This is a genomic window from Arcicella sp. LKC2W (genome assembly GCF_034931005.1).
Lineage (GTDB): Bacteria > Bacteroidota > Bacteroidia > Cytophagales > Spirosomataceae > Arcicella.
The window spans coordinates 150,961-169,484 of record NZ_JAYGIN010000004.1; the positions used below are offsets into that span (position 1 = coordinate 150,961).

The 18,524-nt window shown below is 36.9% G+C and carries 13 protein-coding genes and 1 pseudogene; 3 read left to right on the plus strand and 11 right to left on the minus strand.

Annotated features, from left to right (window positions below; all coding sequences use genetic code 11):
• Positions 1-122 precede the first annotated feature (122 nt).
• The 3 genes from VB796_RS04185 to VB796_RS04195 form a co-directional block, all read right to left on the minus strand.
• Positions 123-4,082, minus strand: coding sequence for a S8 family serine peptidase (locus VB796_RS04185; protein ID WP_323345257.1), 3,960 nt, complete (start codon positions 4,080-4,082; stop codon positions 123-125).
• A 280-nt stretch (positions 4,083-4,362) separates the two neighbouring features.
• Entirely contained in the window at positions 4,363-5,856 is a 1,494-nt protein-coding gene (locus VB796_RS04190) for a M20/M25/M40 family metallo-hydrolase (protein WP_323345258.1), read from the minus strand.
• Between the two features lie 387 nt (positions 5,857-6,243).
• Complete coding sequence (locus VB796_RS04195) at positions 6,244-7,692, minus strand: Gfo/Idh/MocA family oxidoreductase (RefSeq protein WP_323345259.1); 1,449 nt, start codon at positions 7,690-7,692, stop codon at positions 6,244-6,246.
• 228 nt (positions 7,693-7,920) lie between these two features.
• Between VB796_RS04195 and VB796_RS04200 the strand changes: the two genes are divergently transcribed.
• Together VB796_RS04200 and VB796_RS04205 are read left to right on the plus strand one after the other, a co-directional pair.
• On the plus strand, positions 7,921-9,042 hold the full coding sequence (locus tag VB796_RS04200) for a trans-sulfuration enzyme family protein (RefSeq protein WP_323345260.1): 1,122 nt from the start codon (positions 7,921-7,923) through the stop codon (positions 9,040-9,042).
• 263 nt (positions 9,043-9,305) lie between these two features.
• A complete protein-coding gene (locus VB796_RS04205) occupies positions 9,306-9,863 on the plus strand; it encodes a hypothetical protein (protein ID WP_323345261.1) in 558 nt (185 codons plus the stop codon).
• Positions 9,864-9,916: 53 nt separating this feature from the next.
• On the opposite strand, the gene VB796_RS04210 is transcribed toward VB796_RS04205, so the two are convergent.
• The 8 genes from VB796_RS04210 to VB796_RS04245 form a co-directional block, all read right to left on the minus strand.
• On the minus strand, positions 9,917-10,678 hold the full coding sequence (locus tag VB796_RS04210) for a sulfite exporter TauE/SafE family protein (RefSeq protein WP_323345262.1): 762 nt from the start codon (positions 10,676-10,678) through the stop codon (positions 9,917-9,919).
• A gap of 334 nt (positions 10,679-11,012) precedes the next feature.
• Complete coding sequence (locus tag VB796_RS04215) at positions 11,013-12,005, minus strand: hypothetical protein (protein WP_323345263.1); 993 nt, start codon at positions 12,003-12,005, stop codon at positions 11,013-11,015.
• Between the two features lie 396 nt (positions 12,006-12,401).
• The gene (locus VB796_RS04220; RefSeq protein WP_323345264.1) at positions 12,402-13,637 is read right to left on the minus strand and encodes a DUF2264 domain-containing protein; all 1,236 of its coding nucleotides are present in this window, start codon (positions 13,635-13,637) and stop codon (positions 12,402-12,404) included.
• 105 nt (positions 13,638-13,742) lie between these two features.
• The gene (locus VB796_RS04225) at positions 13,743-14,909 is read right to left on the minus strand and encodes a glucuronyl hydrolase (RefSeq protein ID WP_323345265.1); all 1,167 of its coding nucleotides are present in this window, start codon (positions 14,907-14,909) and stop codon (positions 13,743-13,745) included.
• A 248-nt stretch (positions 14,910-15,157) separates the two neighbouring features.
• Positions 15,158-15,988: a 5-dehydro-4-deoxy-D-glucuronate isomerase gene (kduI, locus tag VB796_RS04230; RefSeq protein WP_323345266.1), complete on the minus strand. Its 831-nt coding sequence runs from the start codon at positions 15,986-15,988 to the stop codon at positions 15,158-15,160.
• Between the two features lie 205 nt (positions 15,989-16,193).
• Positions 16,194-16,742, minus strand: coding sequence for a hypothetical protein (locus VB796_RS04235; RefSeq protein WP_323345267.1), 549 nt, complete (start codon positions 16,740-16,742; stop codon positions 16,194-16,196).
• Between the two features lie 111 nt (positions 16,743-16,853).
• Complete coding sequence (locus VB796_RS04240) at positions 16,854-17,462, minus strand: porin family protein (RefSeq protein WP_323345268.1); 609 nt, start codon at positions 17,460-17,462, stop codon at positions 16,854-16,856.
• Between the two features lie 205 nt (positions 17,463-17,667).
• Entirely contained in the window at positions 17,668-18,051 is a 384-nt protein-coding gene (locus tag VB796_RS04245; RefSeq protein ID WP_323345269.1) for a DUF6249 domain-containing protein, read from the minus strand.
• Positions 18,052-18,244: 193 nt separating this feature from the next.
• Here VB796_RS04245 and VB796_RS04250 point away from each other — a divergent pair.
• Positions 18,245-18,445: pseudogene (locus VB796_RS04250) on the plus strand (amino acid--tRNA ligase-related protein); the annotation flags it as partial.
• Positions 18,446-18,524: the final 79 nt, after the last annotated feature.

Here is an 18,524-nt window from a genome sequence, read left to right on the forward strand (position 1 = left end):
CGAAAAACTAACATCAAAATAATGAAAAGTCTGATAAATATATCTGGTAATTCCACAAAATGTAAAGATTGGGAGTAAGCACTTTTCCAGTTTTCTAATTACCAATAACTAATCACCTTTACTTAATTACCACCTACCAAAAATGGCATAACTTTCACCGAATTTTCGGTAACAACTCTAATGAAATATCTTCCTTGAATTTGTTTAGTTACATCAAAATCAGTGGTATAGATTCCATTTTCTCTGACTAAATTTTTACTTGCCAAAGTCATTCCAAATATATTAACGATTTCTGCTTGTACATTTTGCGGACGCTCAGCGGTACGATATTCAACTCTTATTTTTTCCGTTGCGGGATTCGGGAATATTTTAGCGGTTTCTTCTGAAACGATTTCTTCTTCAACCGCAGTAATAGTTAAAGTATAACCATTTGAAAATGCCTCACAACCATTTGAATCACTTGCTTTTACAGTATAAAGTCCTGATTTTGTGGGCACTATACTATTTTGTGTTGCTCCTGCTACTACAATTCCATCAACGTACCATGTAGGATTGGTACCAGATGGAATATTTAAAGTACTTCCATTCCATGTAATCAAGGGAGTAACAGGCGTAATAATACTGGCAACGACTGGTGTAGAAGTGGTGTTGCAAAGCCCATTTTCTGTAACCTTTACTGTATAGGCTCCTGCTGAGCTAACTTTAATAATTGCTGAAGTTTCGCCAGTAACTGCCACGCCATCTTTTATCCACTGATAGGTATAATTTGTTCCAGAGCTGGCAGTCAAATCTTTGGTTAAATCCTTGCAAATCACCAATTTATCGGCTGGGCTTACACTTACTTTGGGAGAAGTTTGAGTTGTAATAGGTACTTCTGCACGTACACTTGGGCAACCCAATGATTTTACTTTCATATCATACGTATAATAATATCCCGTTTTGATTAAACTCGTTACGCCATTACTACTAAATAATGCCCCTGTGATAGTCATTACATTAGGAATTGTAAAGGGATAACCTTTTATATCAACTCCCCCAATCGTTGTTCCTGCGTTGAGGTTGCTTCTATAAATACTTGCTCCGTCGGTACATTCTTGGGTCAATTTATACGTTCCTGCTGCTGGAATTGATAAGTTTAGGGGTAATACAATTCCTTGGTCGGTGGCATCATCAATTAATTGGCTATTAGTTCGGGTTTGATTTGCCGTAGTTCTGGTCGCATCAACTTTTAAAGTAACAGAAGAAATTGGCGTTAAATCAGAAACTCTACTAATGGTGAAAGTTATTGTTCCAGCAGTTCCAATATATACTCTTGCACTTTCAATCACTAATGGAGCTTGTGTTATAATAACTGGTTCTGGTCCAAAATTCTCATAATAACTACCTCCGCCCAAAGCGTATTTATCTTTATAACCAATTGAGCCTGAGAAATCATTTAATCCTGCAAAAACTTTCGTAGTATTGGTTGGTAAGATAAATGAACCTGTATTTCCTGTAAAAATAAGATTTCCACCTGTCAACGCATCATACCACAAAACAGAACTTGTTTCGCTTGATTTTACGTTCAAAGCAGTGGCTCCTTCACATACAACGGCTAAAGCTGAAGTAGGTGCAGCAGTAGCCACAACTTGACGAACTATGGTTTTTATGTTGTTCGTTTGGTCTTGGTCGTTAGCAAAGTTAATCGAAATATCAAAAGTATAAGTAGTGCTTGGAAGTGCATTAAAAGTACCTTCTAATGGCAAAACATCTTCTGCAAAAGGCGTTAGCGAACCCTTATAAATACCTGTTAATGTAGCAATTACGCCTGTTTTATCAGAAACCTTAACAGATACGGGGATGTTTTGTTGAACAGCATTTCCCATATTTTTCAACGCTACGGTAACTGTTCTGGCTGAGGTTGAACAAAAAGATGCTACATCGGGGCTTACTAAACCCGACACGCTCAAATCTACTTCTGGACGAACAAACTGAATCGGAAAATCTTTGGTTATTCCTCTGCTATAAGTGCCACAACTTTTAACCACATCACCTACATTTTCAACAGATACAACCCGCATCAAGGTGTTATTGCCTGCTAATAAACCAGTGGGAGCTTTGAAGGTGGTTGTGTAATTTAACCCTAAAAAATCTAACGAAGTCGCCACTTTTTCAGTAGTTTCATCAAATGTACCATCTAAATTCCAGTCAATATATACATTAGTAGTTTTGGCAACATTGGACTTCATCGTAATATCTAAAGCCAATGCTTGACCCGACGAAACTTTAAACGCACTACTTGCACCTGCCAATTTTACACTTTCAATATTATCTTGAGTAGTAGTTGCGGTAGAAGCACAATAGTCTTTTCCACCAATGCCACTGATAATCAAACCATAGTCTTGTGTCGTATTTTTCAACGTTCCTTTATGGCTAATTGTTAAAGTATAAGTTTTTCCTGGAACTGCGTCAGGAATTAAAATTTGTTCAACATTATCCCGAATATTATCTCCACGAGTGGCTAAATCATCAGGTTTGTCAGGGTTGAGAATAAAAGGTAAAAATGTATTTGTGCCGTCTGATATTTTTATGTCTAAATCATTTATCAATTTAGGAGTACGATTATTCAAATTTGCTGTTGTAGAAGCGAATACAGTTGCTTCTGGGTCAGTCCAGCAAATGGTTGCGGTCAAAGCCCCCTTTCCAGATGCAGTAATATTCTGAATAAAGTTACCTCCACTCTGTAAAGTTCTTTCTGTTAAAGAATTAGTTTTATCGGTATTTAAAATCACAGAAGCCGCTTTTTCCATATTTAAAAGTCCCCAACCATAAATATAATCTGGTCCTACATTTCCTGCATCTTGTGCGGTATGAAGCACCAAACCTTTCAAAGTAGAAGAACGCATCAATTGTCCGTCATTTTGCTTTGAATATGCCTCTTGTAATAAAAGGATACTACCTGACGCTTGTGGAGACGACATTGAAGTTCCACTAAAAATTGTATAGGCCGAATTGGAAGTATTGGAAGTAGAGAAAAGATTGACACCCACCGCCACAATGTCGGGTTTGATACGCCCATCATCCGTTGGGCCCCAACTACTAAAACTTGAAATTTTAATATCTGATGCTTGTGCAGGAACAACACCACCCGTTCCAGAAACAGCCCCTACCGTCAGAATATTTTTGGCAGTGGAAGTGGTCGATAAAATATCGTAGCTATCATTTTTACTTCTTACTACATTACTTGAATCTCTGGTAGAAGTGCCCAAGAAATAATAAGCACCATCGCCAGGACCAGTTTCATCACGGTTATTTCCTGCTGATTTTACGATAAGATAAAACGGTGCGGCATTAGCAATTTTATCCCAAGATTGTGTATTTTCATCATAAAAACCAAATTTGTAGTCTTCTGTTTGGCTTACACTTGGGTTTCCGTACCATGCCCACCGATTAATGGTTGTATTATAAACCCAACCTGCCTGAAAACCATAAGAGTGGTTTGATACTGCCAAGTCTTTCGCTGCCGTTGTCATTTCGGTTACATCGTTATTGAAATCCCAAGCTTTCAAATTAGCCCCAAATGACATTCCTTTTGCTTGTGCTGATACACCTGCCGCAATCATTGTACCTGCTACGTGTGTGGCGTGTATGTTTGATGCAGAAGCATTATCTTGTTGAGCGACTCTTGTGCCAAACTCTTGGTGAGTACCCAAAACACCACCACCGTCCCAAACACCCAATCTATTTTTCACGGCATCACTATTGCCATTCAAAGATAAACCCAAAGAACCACCTGAGTACAGTTGATTTGTACGGGTAGTTCCTGCGGCATTGGCGTTGCTTTCGGTGGTTAAATATAATGGGTGACCTGCATCGTCTATTCCTTGCAAACGAAAAACCCTTCCATTTCCTAAATCCCCTTGTAATTGCCATCCTTTTTGGATAGCCATTTTGAGGGCTTTATTATAATTTTCGGTATGTTGCTTGGCAATTTCCTCTGACAAAATGTCTATTTTTTTCTTTTGAGAAACATTATAAAGGTCTTTTTGAGCAAAAGAACTAATGGAAATTGAGAGAAAAAAGATTGATAATAATAGTCTCATAATTTTTTAAGTTTGCTGAAAATTAGGGATATAAATTAATGGAAATTTAGGAGGGAAACACCTACGTGTTTAAAGGATTTGTGTATCAATTAGGTAATCATATATTTAATCAAGTTGTTATGCAACAAAAAAACTGCTGCCTAAACCCCAATCCTTACTTTTAACCTTATCAATATCATACATAGAAGACATGAAATTGAGGTGAAATGTTGCCTAATGAAATAAAAAAAGTCATAACATTATTGCTATGACTTTTATATTGATTTCTGAGTCACTGTATTTATTCTGAATCTCCCCATTTCCATTCATGCCCAAGTTCTAATTCTTTTCTTAGATTTTGCTTAATGAAAAAGTCTCTGGTTGAATAAAAGTCTAATTTCTTGGCAGGAATTTGGTCTGCATTTGCTAAAGCGTAAAGCATCATTGCTGTATAGCGAACGGTATTAACCATTTCATCTTTTTTCACCAAATCAAAGCGGTCACAATTGGCGTGATAACAGCCCAATGCTTCTGGAGCAATGCCTCCAATGGGTGATGCCGTCGGGATTCCTTCCAGCATAAACGTCTGATGGTCAGAATGTAAGCCTGCTTGATTGATGATATTATTTTTATAAGTTGGTTCAACTTTCTTGATTAACTCACCCATTTTGGTAAACAGCGGCACCATTTCTTCACGACCTGCGGTGTTGAATCCGTTGGCATTATTTGCCATGTCAAGATTCATCATGAAGACTACTTTTTCCAATGAATTATTCCTTTTGCTTCGTTCTATCATTGCTTTTGACCCTAAAAGTCCTTCTTCTTCGCCCATAAACATTACAAATTCAACGGTACGTTTTGGTTTCAGATTTAGGGCTTTGAAAGTACGAGCAATGTCCAAAATTGAAAAAGAACCAATGCCATTATCGATTGCTCCGTGAGCTAAATCCCAAGAATCAAGATGTCCACCAATTACAATTTTCTCATCACGATATTTTTTACTATCACCTTTAATGGTTGCTACGACATTTCGAGATTTTATCATTCTGCTAAAATTCTTCATGTCAATCATTGCCAACAGGTTTGGCTCTTGACTTTGCCATGCCCGAATTTGCATTCCACTTTCAAGCGAGATACACACGGCAGGAATGGCAATTAATCCGCCCGTAACCGAAGCCGTACCTGTTAGTAAAACATTACCTTTTACGGTATTCACGAAAATAACACCAATTGCTCCGTATTCTATTGCTAAGGCTGTTTTTTCGGAACGATGTAAGTTTCGAGTTCCCTTAATGGGTGGTAAAAGTCCGATATTGACTAAGGCAATTTTACCCGTTAATTTATTTTTAACTGCTTGAAAATCTGGTTCAAGACCATTGCCAACATCTACAATTTCAGCCGAAGTCTTAGCTTCTACGGGTGTCATTGCCAAAGCAACTACTTCTACGTCTTGAAAATTATCACTTTTACGAGGAGCAATTGCTAAAGTAACCGTATCACGTGACCAAGCTTCTACTTGAAAAGGTTGATATTTAACGTCTTTAAAACCATACGATTTCAATAAGTTAAAAGAGTATTCTTCTGCTTTTTTGCCATTGGCACTTCCCGTTAAACGATGCCCAATTGTTTTACAGGCATCTCCGAGTGTTTCGTAGGCACGGCTATTAGCCAATACCTCATCATTGATGCGATGAAACATTTCGATTAGTTCATCATCTTCACTTTGAGAAGGTAAATAAGCAGCAGTGGAGGTAAGGAGAATTAGGACAAAAAATCCGTAAATTTTCACTTTCATTTTCTATGGTTCTGGGAGTAAGAAATATTCTCGAAATTTACGAAAAAACTTCATATTTAGATGTAGGGTATTGAAATAAAAGAATAAGCGGTAATATGTTAGTGATTGGGTATAGGGTTTAATAATTAGTATGGGAACTTGCTATTAATCAAGCTATTGTAACATAACTAAATTATTGAGGAGAATTTGGGAGGAGAGTTTCAAGTTGTATCTCCGAAGTATTAAGTCTAAAAAAACAAAAGCCTTTCTGCGAAAACAGAAAAGCTTTTGAAACGCTTAATACTTCATACGCTACATATCAACCTAATTTCCAACCATCACGATATTGGCGACTTGCAAATTGGTTGGCAAAGTCAAAATTAGTAATTTTCATTAACTCACCATTATTTATAAATTCCAGCCTTCACGATATTCTCTCTTCACAAACTGGTTAGCTTCGTCGAAGTTAGTGATTTTCATATTTTTACCGTCCCAAAGGAGTTTCTTACGTCCTGGATAATCCCATTTATCAATCCAAACGGGGTTTTTCTTTTCAGTGCGTAATAAATAACTTTTAATTGCCAAATTACCCATAATAACCGTTTCTGACATCGGGCCAGCGTAATCAAACGAAGAACTCAATGGTTTGTGATTTCCGTATCCATCTTTACAAGCCTGTAACCATTGCTGATAGTGACCTTCTCTATCAGCACCTTCTACTCTTGGAATGGTTATTGGCAATTTCTCACCCTTTTCTTTTAGTTTCTCTTCTGGAAAAAGCTGTGGATTACTTCCATAAACTCCGCAAGTCATTACGCCCTTTGTTCCAACCATCAATACACCTCCGCTACTGTCTCCCATCTGAATTTGCGATGGAATTTCATCTGGGCGTTCTGGCATCAATCCGCCATCATACCATGTTAATTTCAAGTCTTTTTTCCCTTCACGTGGAAAAGTTAAATGAACCAATGAAGAGGCTGGAAAACTCTCTGGATAATATCCTTCTTTGAATTTTCCTGCCCAAATATTAGAAATACTACATTCTACTTCAGAAGGATAACCTAACCCTAAAGCTTTATAAGGAGGGTCAAACATGTGGCAACCCATATCGCCCAAAGCACCCGTTCCAAAATCTACCCAACCACGCCAATCAAACGGATGATAAGCCGAATTATAATCACGGTATTTGGCTGGGCCAAGCCATAAATCCCAATCTAATTCTTGTGGGATATCCATTTTTCCAGATGGCGAAGGTAACCCCTGAGGCCAAACAGGACGGTTTGTCCAAGCATGAACCCGATTTACTTCACCAATTAATCCAGCCTTGTACCATTCTGTAAAACGACGTACACCATCCCCCGAACCTCCTTGGTTTCCCATTTGAGTCACACATTTGTATTGAGCTGCCGCCTCAGTCATTTTACGAATTTCATAAATATTATGAGCCAATGGTTTTTGTACATAAACGTGTTTACCCATTTGCATAGCCGCCATCGACACTACATAATGTGTATGGTCAGGGGTGGTAACGGTAATGGCATCAATACTTTTTTCTTGTTCCAGCATCTTCCGAAAGTCTCTGTAATACTTCGCATTCGGGAATTTCTTAACCGCTTGAGCCGCCTGTCTATCATCAACATCGCAAAGGGCTACAATATTTTCTGTGCCATTATTCCATGCACCATTTACGTCCGACCAACCTTTATTACCAACCCCAACTGAGGCAATATTTAGTTTATCAGATGGGGCAATATAGCCCTTTCCACCCAACACATGGCGAGGAACAATGTAAAAGCCTCCAATAGCGATGGCAGTCTTTTTTATAAAATCTCTTCTTGAATTATTTTGTTGATTCATTATTAAAATGGTTTTGAAATGTTAAAGTAAATATATCGATTTGAGTACAATTGTATATGTTGGCTTACATTGATTTAGCAATAATTTCGCTAAAAAAATTACAATTCGGCACTATAATATAAGTTTTACATGATTTTAGATTTCACCCTGAAATTTATAGAGATATGCTAAAAACATAAATCGTGAATAAACCATAAAAAACCAAAATCAAGTTTTTATTTTTACAATATGAAAATCGAAACACTTGCCATACAAACAACACTCACGCACGATGCTAACGCTGGTGCGGTAGTTTCTCCCATTTATCTTTCCACCACTTTTGAACGTGAAGCTGACGGCTCGTATAATCACGAACACGTCTATTCTCGGGCGAGTAATCCCAACCGACAAGCCTTAGAGAAAAGTCTCGCAGCCATCGAAAACGGTGCAATTGCTTTGGCTTTTTCTTCGGGAATGGCAGCCACTACGGCGTTATTTCAGTCGCTAAAATCGGGCGACCACATTATCATGCCCGACGACCTTTATTATGCGTCAAGCGTATTGGTAGAAGAAGTTTTTGCTCAATGGGGTTTGACTTTGACCAAAGTTGATATGACTGATTTAACAGAAATTAAAAAAGCTATTCAACCGAACACCAAATTATTTTGGGTAGAAACCCCTTCAAATCCGCAGTTGAAAATCACTGATATTCAAGCCGTTGCCAATTTAGCTCATTCTATTGGGGCATTGGTGGCAGTGGATAATACATGGGCGACACCTATTATGCAACGCTGTTTTGACTTGGGCGTTGACGTAGTGATGCACTCAACAACCAAATATTTTGGCGGACATAGCGATATTTTGAGCGGAGCATTGATTTTTAAAGAAGCAGGAGAACTATCCACAAAAATAGCCACTATTCAAAAATTGACAGGAGCAGTTCCAGCACCTTTTGATTGTTGGTTGCTTTCGAGAGGAATAAAAACCTTGCCTTTGCGAGTAAAAGCACAAACGGCAAATGCCATGAAATTGGCGGAATATTTAAGTAATCATCCACAAATTGAAGCGGTTCATTATCCAGGATTGGCTTCTCATCCGCAACATGAAATTGCTAAAAAACAAATGACAGGTGGTTTTGGTGCGATGTTATCGGTACAAGTGAAAGGGGATGCCAAAAATGCGATGGCTTTGACGGGCAAACTGCAACTTTTCACAACGGCAACCAGTTTGGGTGGTGTAGAAAGTTTGATTGAACACCGTAAATCAGTAGAAAGTGCGGACAGTCCAACACCTGAAAATTTACTTCGAGTTTCGGTAGGAATAGAGGATATTGAGGATTTAATTGAGGATTGGAAAGTGGCTTTGGCATAGTTGTAACACAGACTTTAGTCTGTATGTAAAGTAAAACCCACTTACAAACTTTAGTCTGTATGTAAAGTAAAACCCACTTACAAACTTTAGTCTGTATGTAAAATTGATTTACATACTAAAGTCTGTGTTACATCTATCCAGCTTGGCAAGTAACTGCCTTTATAATTTTGAATTAAATATGTTGTTTAATTGTAATTGTCTAAAAACCATCGAGTTGCAAATTCATTTCTTCCTTATTATATTAGTCTCTAACTTTAAAAAAAATGAAAAAATATTACTACACTATTTTTATTTGTTGCTCCTTTTTTACCAATATATTTTCTCAAGAAATACGTATAAAAAGGCAATTTTTCATACCTTCTCCGCAGTATTATAGTGGAGAACAATACATTGGAAATTCAACTCAAGAGCTTTCCTATTTTATTGAGACTCATCGTAAAGATTCTGTGATTATCAAGTTATTAAATGAAAGTGATAGAGGATTAGGTGCTTTTTCCAAAATTACATTTTACAGTGGAATAACAACAGGCATAGGAGGACTTGGATTGAGTTATGTATTTATAAAAGGATTCAGCCTTATTTTGAAACCAAATAGTTCTGACCCTGCTCTCAGTACTATTGCTTATACATCGTTGGGATTGATAGGTTTAGGGGCGATAGGACTTACTGCTGGAGGAGGATATTTTATTTCATCACAAATTAAACTCAGAAAAGCTATAAAAGGCTACAATAAGGCTTTTCAAACGGAGAAAATAACGCTTAATTTTCAACCCTATTTTCAGCCAAATGTTGCTGGATTGACGGTTAAATTTAATTTTTAAGTAACACAGACTTTAGTCTGTAAGTAAAATCAATTTACAGACTAAAGTCTGCACTACTTAAAAATATCCCAAGCAAATCTTAAAATCAAGGCAAAAATTACGAATAAGAAAAACGTTCTAACAAATTCATTTCCCTTCAAAATAGCCATTTTACTGCCCAAATACGAGCCTGCCATGTTGCAAATCATCATTGGAATAGCGATTTCGTACTGCACATAACCTTCAACGATAAAATAACCCAAAGAACATACGTCGGCAATTACGTTTATGATTTTTGAAATGGCAGAAGCCTTCAAAAAACCGTAACCAATCACGCTCACAAAGCCAAAAACTAATAAACTACCCGTTCCTGGCCCAACGAAACCATTATAAAAACCAGCCGATGAGCCAATTATCAAACCGTAAAGTGGTACTTTGGCAAGTTCAAATTTCAGTCTTTCGTCTTGTCCTAAATCTTTTTTGGTAAAAGTATAAATGGCTATGGCAGTCATTAAAATTAGAATGACAGGTTTCAATATTTTTTCATCAATAATATCCGAAATTTTTGCTCCTAAAAATGCCATTACACCCGCTCCAATACCTGCATAAATAACCGTTCGCCAAGGAATTTCAACCTTTTTTGAATATTGATAACCCGCTACGGCTGTACCCATAAAAGACGAAAAACGGTTTGTACCAATGATACGGGGAATTTCAAAATGAGGAAATAAAATAAACAATGCAGGCACTTGCACCAAGCCTCCACCGCCCACAATAGAATCGACAAAACCCGCCAAAAGAGCCGCACAGCACATAAGAAGTAATTGATAATCCATATTATTTAGTGATTGTTGAGTTGTGAATGTGTAGCTACAAAACTAAAAAGAATTCCCCAAATGTGACGATTCGGGGAATTCTTCTCTAAATAATGAAAGTATTTCAGAATTATATGCTTAAAGTTAATTAACCGTTGACGAGGTAAAAACCGTCGTCAGGGTTTAGGCTCACAAACGTCACTGGTTGAAGTCTGTGACTTGAACAGTCTCGTATTTTTTCTATTTTCTTTTCAAACTTGTTACGATTATTAGACAAATTTCCTGACCAATGAGGGACTGTCCAAGTCACAGACTTGAACCAGTGTTTGAATGCTTGGACTAAATAGGGAAATGATTAAAATTGTCCTATTAACCAACTTAGTTTCTCAAGGATTGGTGGTGTAAAAGCGTTACCAGCAACTCCGATTAAAATCCCATTTACAACTTTAAGTGCTTCGTTAATGATTGGATACTTTGGCTCTTCTCTACTAAGTTGAGTTTCAATTCTTGATATTTCGTTTATAATATCTGTCCTATCATCTGCAACAAGCGAGAGTTTATCCAAGTGTAGTTTTAGTTCTTCAATGAATTTTGAAAGTTCTTTTTGAGCTTCAACATTTATTGCCTGCTCAATATTCTTCCCTTTAGCAATATTGATTTTTGCGTTGTTGCCTGTGTTTACTGATTGAACATTGTCTGTGCCAATTGAAATATTTATTATCTCGCCGCTTAGGTTACCAATTGTCTTGTCAAATAAATTGTTAATTTTGTTTTTATGTTCCATGATGTTTATGCTTTCTTTCTCTCCGATTTCATCTGCAAGTTCCAACATAAATGTTAGAAGTTTAGATTTAATTGAACTGAGTATTCCTTCAACGCCATTCGAACTAATTTTTTGCCATGCTGAGTCAACCACCCAACCATGAGAAAGTAGTTTGGTGATTTCATTATGAATGAAGTGAGGAATATTGATTTGATATTCGCCTCCCTTTTCAATCATGTGTTCTAATTCTGAAACGGAAGAAGAAATCATTATTACCTTCATTATTGCTTCTCGCACGTCGTCTTCTAAATATTCAATTGGAAGTGCGTGATTATTTCTCACCACCATGCTTCCAAACCCTCTGTTTTGACTAAGGTTACCAAATATTGCTAACGAACTTTTTCTGTAAGACGGAATTTCTTTACCGACAAATCCATTGAGTTCATTCTCTACCCACTCTTTGAGTTTTTCATTCTTAATCTTAAAAGCAAGAACTTGAACTTTTAACAAAGTGTCCTTAAGCTTTATTTTTGGCTCAACAAGTTCATTGATTATTGTATTTATCCAGTCAATCGTTTGGTTCATTTGTGGAAATTTTATCTGTTCGTTTAATATTCAAATGTTTAGGTTAGTACTGCCTTCTGACATTACTACACGCCATTATACAACTGCAATATACCCAATTAATCTAAAACAAACCAAACAAAAACGCCCCTCCCAAATTCACATTCAGAAGGGGCGTTTATTGAGTTTTCAAAAATTATTTTCCTTTCTCAGCCGTAATATCCATCACCGCAAAAAGAGGTTTTCCTTTTGCTTCTGGATTCGTGAAAACTAAGAATAAATTATGGAAACCTGTTTTAGCCGTAATGGGTGTTTTTATTTTCTGCCTTTGTTGATATTTTCACCAATAAGGGCGGAATTCTTTGTTTCAAAATATAATTGCCAACTTTCGAAAAGTTGGCAATTGTAAAATAATATCTACAAACTAAGTGCATGGTCGGCACTGACTTCTGCTCCTTGCCAAATTTTTTGCGATGTCCACGCTTGGGCTGGACTTGCCCAAAAAGCATCTGTTTCGGAAAGACCCAAAGGCAATAAAACCGATGAACACAAATAAGAACTACCCGTCACGACGTAATTTTCAAGAATACTTGGTTGAAAACCGTATAACCCCGGGCGTAACCAACCATTTTTATCAAAGGTATCTTTGTGTTCGGTGGTTTTACGAATCACTGCGGTTAAGGCTTCTCGCACTTGGGCAGGACTCAGTTCGGCGGGTAACATTTGTGTCAAAGACATATTTGCCAAATGATGAAAACACCCCGCACGATAACCCAATGAACGCCCATAAGCTGCAAAAGAACCATCAGTATTTATCATACGCTCCTGTACAAGAGCATAACGACCGTGAATTTTATCTGCTTTTTGTTTGAAATTATTGTACTCAGAATGTTTTGGAACGGCAATTCTCAGAATTTCATACAAAAAAGGTTGAATGACAAACGAGTTGTAATAATCCCAATGAAAATCTGGACCATCGCCAAAAATACCATCACCTTTATACCATTGTTCATGCTGACGAATGGCATAATCTAATCGCATTTTATCGTATTCTTCGCCAATATTTAAGAAAAATGCTTCAATCATTCCCGAAAAAAGTAACCAATTACTGAAGTATGGTTTTATTTTTCGAGATAATCGAAACGCTTCAATCACATTTTTACGAGTCTGACTATCAGCCATTTCCCAAATTTTTGGACAACGAATAATACCCAATGCTAAAAAAGAAGCATCCACTAAAGGTTGCGAAGGTACGTCCCAAGGCATATAATCTTTTGCTTTCGGGTTGGTGGCATTTGCCAAACCTTGAACGGTTAATTTCAAATATCTTTCTCGCAAAGCTTTTTCTTTGTCACTTCCTCCTTCTGATTGTAACCAAGGAGAAATACCAACGATTAATCTGCCGAAACCTTCCAACGTATTGCAAAACGCATGACTTTCAACGCCAATTTTAGTGCCTTCAATGGGCATATTGGTTTTGAGTTGGTCTTTGGCTAAATTGCTCAAAAGTGGTTCGGCAAGTTTTTGGAGATGTTCTAACCAAAATTCTCTTGGCGTTTGTGCAACATTCAATGAAATGTCACTTTCTGCCTTTCCTGAAAACGGCAAAATTGACGTTAGTCCGATACCTTTTAAAAAATTTCTTCTGAACATGATTTGGAATTAGGTTTCAAGTAAGACAGGTTTCCAACCTGTCAATGAACGAACTAACAGGTTTCCAACCTTTCAATGAACGAACTAACAGGTTGGAAACCTGTTCTACTTTTTATGCAAGGCTTGGTATCTCAAAAGTGCTTCTAAATAATAATAATCTGCATAAACTAAAGGTACATCAACTTCTGAATTGGCAGGTTTATGACCTGTACTGTGCATCAAAATAAAGTGATTATTTTCGCCAATTTTGGCTTTATAAGCAGGCGAAGAAAGACTTTGCAACATGATTTCAGCATTTTTGAAATACTCTTTTGATTTTGCTGTTTTCATCGTTGAAAGTTCTAAAAGTGCAGAAGCCGTTATGGCTGCCGCCGAAGCATCACGCTCTTCATTTGGAATATTGGGTGCGTTATAATCCCAATACGGAATTTTGTCTTTCGGTAAATTCGGATTATTTAAAATATAATCTGCAATGCGTTGTGCCTGAGTTAAATATTTTTTCTGTTTTGTTTCACGGTACATCACAATATATCCGTACAAACCCCACGCTTGTCCTCTTGCCCATGCAGAATAATCGGCATAACCCTGAGCCGTTTTTTTACGTAAAACCTTTCCGTCTTTATCGTAACAAATGACGTGATAAGAACTTCCATTGGGTCTGAAATGGTGTTTTAGCGTACTGTCTGCGTGCGAAAGACAGATATTATAAAATTCTTTATTGCCAGATTCACGAGCTGCCCAGAATAAAAATTCCAAGTTCATCATGTTGTCAATAATCACTGGATAATCAAAAGATTGAAATTTATTCCAAGATTTAATGACACCAACTTTTGGGTCAAAACGAGTAGCCAAAGATTTCGCTCCCGTAAGCATAATGTTTTTGTATGCTGGGTTTTTAGTTAAACGTAAACCATTTCCGAAAGGACAATACAACATAAAACCTAAGTCGTGCGTACCTGTATTGTATTGCTCTTTTTGTATTGCCATTGTCCATTTTTCAGCAGCGGCTTTCCATTGAGGGTCTTTACTTTGTTCAAAAATATACCACAAAGAACCCCCCAAAAATCCACTGCACCACCAATCAGTTGGCATATCTCTTGGCGAGCCATCTTTATTGGTTGATTGTGGCGTTTTGGTAATATCCTGATGTGATTTCAACATTCCTTGATACTGCTGGGCAGCTAAAGCAAATTCTTTTTTTACATCAATTTTCGACTGACTAAAAGCGTTAAATGTCAAGGAGACAAGCAATAAAAGGAATGTTTTTTTCATGGTTGCTTTTGGTTTTTATGGTGAAATCAACGAAGGCTTCACATAATGCGAAGCCTTCAATTTAGAAAAATAGTTTCTAACGCAGGCAGGGTTTGAACCTTGCCTGCGTTCACATTTACATCAATTATTGTTAACGCTTAGTAAAATTTTATAGAATTGGTGGTCTGACTATCGTCTGACCGAGTTTGCCACACTCAACTTATTAAAAGCAAGTTCCAACACTAACAACTAAACTCTAATTAACTTTTCTATTTCAAATCAGCAATATTAGCAAAATCCATATCGGTAAAGTCAAGGTTTTCGCCTGCCATTGCCCAAATAAACGAGTAATTGGTTGTTCCAGCTCCTGAGTGGATTGACCAAGGTGGCGACAAAATCGCTTGATGATTAGCTACTACCAAGTGACGAGTTTCCTGTGGTTGTCCCATTAAATGAAAAACACGGTGTGCTGCATCAAGGTCAAAATACAAATATGCTTCCATACGACGGTCATGTACGTGTGCAGGCATAGTATTCCAAATACTTCCCGATTTCAGAACGGTCAAACCCATCACTACCTGACAGCTCTGGATTCCGTCACGGTGAATATATTTATAAATAGTACGTTCGTTAGCTGTTTCTGCACTGCCCAATGATACTGGCGATGCTTCTTCTTTGCTCATTTTACGAGTTGGATACGTTTGGTGAGCAGGAGCAGACAATAAGAAATATTGAGCAGGAGCATCAGCAGAATTACTTTTAAAAGTAACTGATTTTGAGCCTTTTCCGATATAAAGAGCATCTAATTTTGACAAAGAATATGTTTCACCATCAACAGTAATTTCACCGTCTCCGCCTACGTTAATAATACCAATTTCACGACGTTCTAAGAAATAGTCCGCTTTTAGATTGTCATCAGTCTGCAAATCTAAAGCAGAATAAACAGGCATAGCACCGCCCAAGATTACACGGTCATAATGCGTGTAGTACATGGCAATTTCGTTGTTACGAAATATAGATTCAATCAAAAAGTTTTCACGAAGTTCTTGGGTATTGAAACCTTGAGCTTCTCTTTGGCTTATGGCTTGATAAATTTGCATAATATTATGTTAGAATTTTATAAAAAGAATTGAGAAATTTCCCTCAAAATAATATTTTAGTTGTGCTATTAAAAGCAAAAGTATATCTTTTTATACTGAATCTATCATGCTGATATTTATCAATATTTATAGTATTGACATGAAAAAAGCCTAATAAACAAGCTTTTGAACTTGATTATTAGGCTTTCAATATTATTTATATTGGCTACCAACGTCTATTATCATGACGATGCCCTCTGCCTCCTTTTCTGTTATTATAGCCATAACCATTCCCCCGATTCTGATAAATATTTCGCACATCATAAGGATTGCGTGGGTCTAATGGATAATAACGATTCGCCCATGCCTGACGGTTGGGGCAATAATCATAAGCATTGGCATTATAACGATAATCATTGTCATTCCAACGTCCATTACGATTGCGGTCATAAACAGGGCGTGGGTCAAAGGGATTTCGGGGGTCATAGTTTTGACTGCGTGTATCAAAAGGATTACGATTATCGAAAGGGTAATTTTCGTATTGATTTCCTTGGCGACGACCATATAAATCATCATCATTTCCATAATAACCACCATTATTAGGGTTATTATTATATCCCCCATTTTGTTGTGGATAATCATTCCCTCTTTGTTGAGGATATTCTTCCCGACGATTATTGCCTTGAAAATTATCATTCCCATTGAGCGTTTGAGCATTCAAAGCAGTAGTTAATCCTAATAAAGCAATTAACGCACTCATTATTTTAGTTTTCATGGTTGTACGATTTTAAATTGATTGGAAATGATTTTTGTTATCAATAGGTTAAAGTGTCTTGCCGTTAGTGCTTGTACTAATGCCCAACCCCTAAATCCTAACACCTACTTTCTATTTCTTCCCAAAACTGAAAGAAACATAGGCTTGTAAACCCGTGTTTTTCATTTGGAAATAATCTGAGAAATTAGAATTACTCCCTAAAGAAAAATCCTTATTAACATTGGTCATTCCTAAATAATAACGTCCACCAAGTGATACATTATCAGAAACTTTATATTCAACTCCTGCTACTGCACCTGCATCAATATCATTAAACAACCCTTTGTAAGAAACTGAAAATAAATCACTTACCACACCTACACGAGAATTAACCATATAGCTAATTTGTGGACCAACTTGTAATTCCAATCCTTCTGCAACTGGGAAGGTCACTAATAAAGGAACTGATAAATAATGAATGCCGACATTACCTACTCCTGCCACTTTAAAGCCCTGCATTGAATACAAAACCTCTGGTTGAAAACCAATTTTATCATTAAATTTCAAGTCTTTGATAGCAATACCTGCGTGAAAAGTTTCTTTTGGCGTAAAAATATTAGCTGGTTCTGGCGAAACCATTACATCTGAATGCGTATATCCTGCTTTGAAAGCAACACTTTGAGCGTTGGTTTTAGCGAAAGTAAAAACTGAAAGGGCGATGGCTGCAATTAACTTTTTCATGACTTCTATGCGTTTACGTTTGGTTTAAATCTGTAAATTTGAATTTATAACGCAGGAAGTCGTCGGAGGTAAGTTAATGAAACGTTAATGCTTGTTAAGGAAATGTTAATAGGTCAAAATATAGCAATTTGGAGCGTTTTGAATATAAAAAAGGTTTCCTTGAATAACAAGAAAACCCTTTCATAATGCTCTGATTTACTGACAATTAATCTTCTTTATTCCCTTGATTTTTCTTATCTACATTCATTTGATAAAAATATGAACCTAAGAGTCCTAAACCTCCAAAAATAAAAATCATAGAAAAATGAGCAACTTCACTATTAATCTGTGTTAATTCCTCTAATAAAGACCCCATTAGCAAACCTATGCCCAAACCAATCAATATAAAGCCTAAACCTAAGAATTTACTTGGTTCAATTTCTCTTGAAACTCTTTGTGGTCGAGTCATTGGATTGATTCCTTTGGCAATCATTGCCATTCTTTCGTCATTTTCGTATTTACGTGAGAAGACAATCATCGTAAAAAAGCCCAAAATACCTGTAATTGGGATTAACATTCCCACAATCGGTACTAAATTTCCATCTATCATAGTCGTAATATTTTATAATTGTTAATAAATTGATTTCTGGTGATATGATGTAAGTTGTTTTAGAAAGGTTACAGAGAAAGAGAAAAAATATAATTTATCTGAACTATGATTTGTTGGATTAAGAGATTAAAGGATGGTGTTTTCCACCAATAACTTGTGCGTCAGCAACGCTTAAAGTAAAAATATACCATCTGCTCGTAAATACGGAGCTCCACCACACGGAGGTTTGGCATTCGGTTTCGACCGTCTTTGTTCATTATTCGGTGGTTCAGATTCAATCCGTGACTTCATCGCCTTCCCGAAAAACAACTCAGGACGTGACGTAATGATTGATTCACCATCAACCATTGATGACAAGCAATTAAATGAATTGAAAATCAGAACGGTAGTGTAACACAGACTTCAGTCTGTAAGTGTGATAAATAGCACGCAGATAACGCAGATACTTCGTAACGCCGATTTTTACAGATTTT

What these genes read in the sequence shown, in the direction of transcription:
- kduI (WP_323345266.1), bottom strand. Translation starts at nt 15,988, where the DNA reads ATGCAAATTTATCAAGCCATAAGCCAAAGAGAAGCTCAAGGTTTCAAT.
- VB796_RS04220 (WP_323345264.1), bottom strand. Translation starts at nt 13,637, where the DNA reads ATGTTCAGAAGAAATTTTTTAAAAGGTATCGGACTAACGTCAATTTTG.
- VB796_RS04215 (WP_323345263.1), bottom strand. Translation starts at nt 12,005, where the DNA reads ATGAACCAAACGATTGACTGGATAAATACAATAATCAATGAACTTGTT.
- VB796_RS04195 (WP_323345259.1), bottom strand. Translation starts at nt 7,692, where the DNA reads ATGAATCAACAAAATAATTCAAGAAGAGATTTTATAAAAAAGACTGCC.
- VB796_RS04210 (WP_323345262.1), bottom strand. Translation starts at nt 10,678, where the DNA reads ATGGATTATCAATTACTTCTTATGTGCTGTGCGGCTCTTTTGGCGGGT.
- VB796_RS04225 (WP_323345265.1), bottom strand. Translation starts at nt 14,909, where the DNA reads ATGAAAAAAACATTCCTTTTATTGCTTGTCTCCTTGACATTTAACGCT.
- VB796_RS04235 (WP_323345267.1), bottom strand. Translation starts at nt 16,742, where the DNA reads ATGAAAACTAAAATAATGAGTGCGTTAATTGCTTTATTAGGATTAACT.
- VB796_RS04190 (WP_323345258.1), bottom strand. Translation starts at nt 5,856, where the DNA reads ATGAAAGTGAAAATTTACGGATTTTTTGTCCTAATTCTCCTTACCTCC.
- VB796_RS04200 (WP_323345260.1), top strand. Translation starts at nt 7,921, where the DNA reads ATGAAAATCGAAACACTTGCCATACAAACAACACTCACGCACGATGCT.
- VB796_RS04205 (WP_323345261.1), top strand. Translation starts at nt 9,306, where the DNA reads ATGAAAAAATATTACTACACTATTTTTATTTGTTGCTCCTTTTTTACC.
- VB796_RS04245 (WP_323345269.1), bottom strand. Translation starts at nt 18,051, where the DNA reads ATGATAGATGGAAATTTAGTACCGATTGTGGGAATGTTAATCCCAATT.
- VB796_RS04185 (WP_323345257.1), bottom strand. Translation starts at nt 4,082, where the DNA reads ATGAGACTATTATTATCAATCTTTTTTCTCTCAATTTCCATTAGTTCT.
- VB796_RS04240 (WP_323345268.1), bottom strand. Translation starts at nt 17,462, where the DNA reads ATGAAAAAGTTAATTGCAGCCATCGCCCTTTCAGTTTTTACTTTCGCT.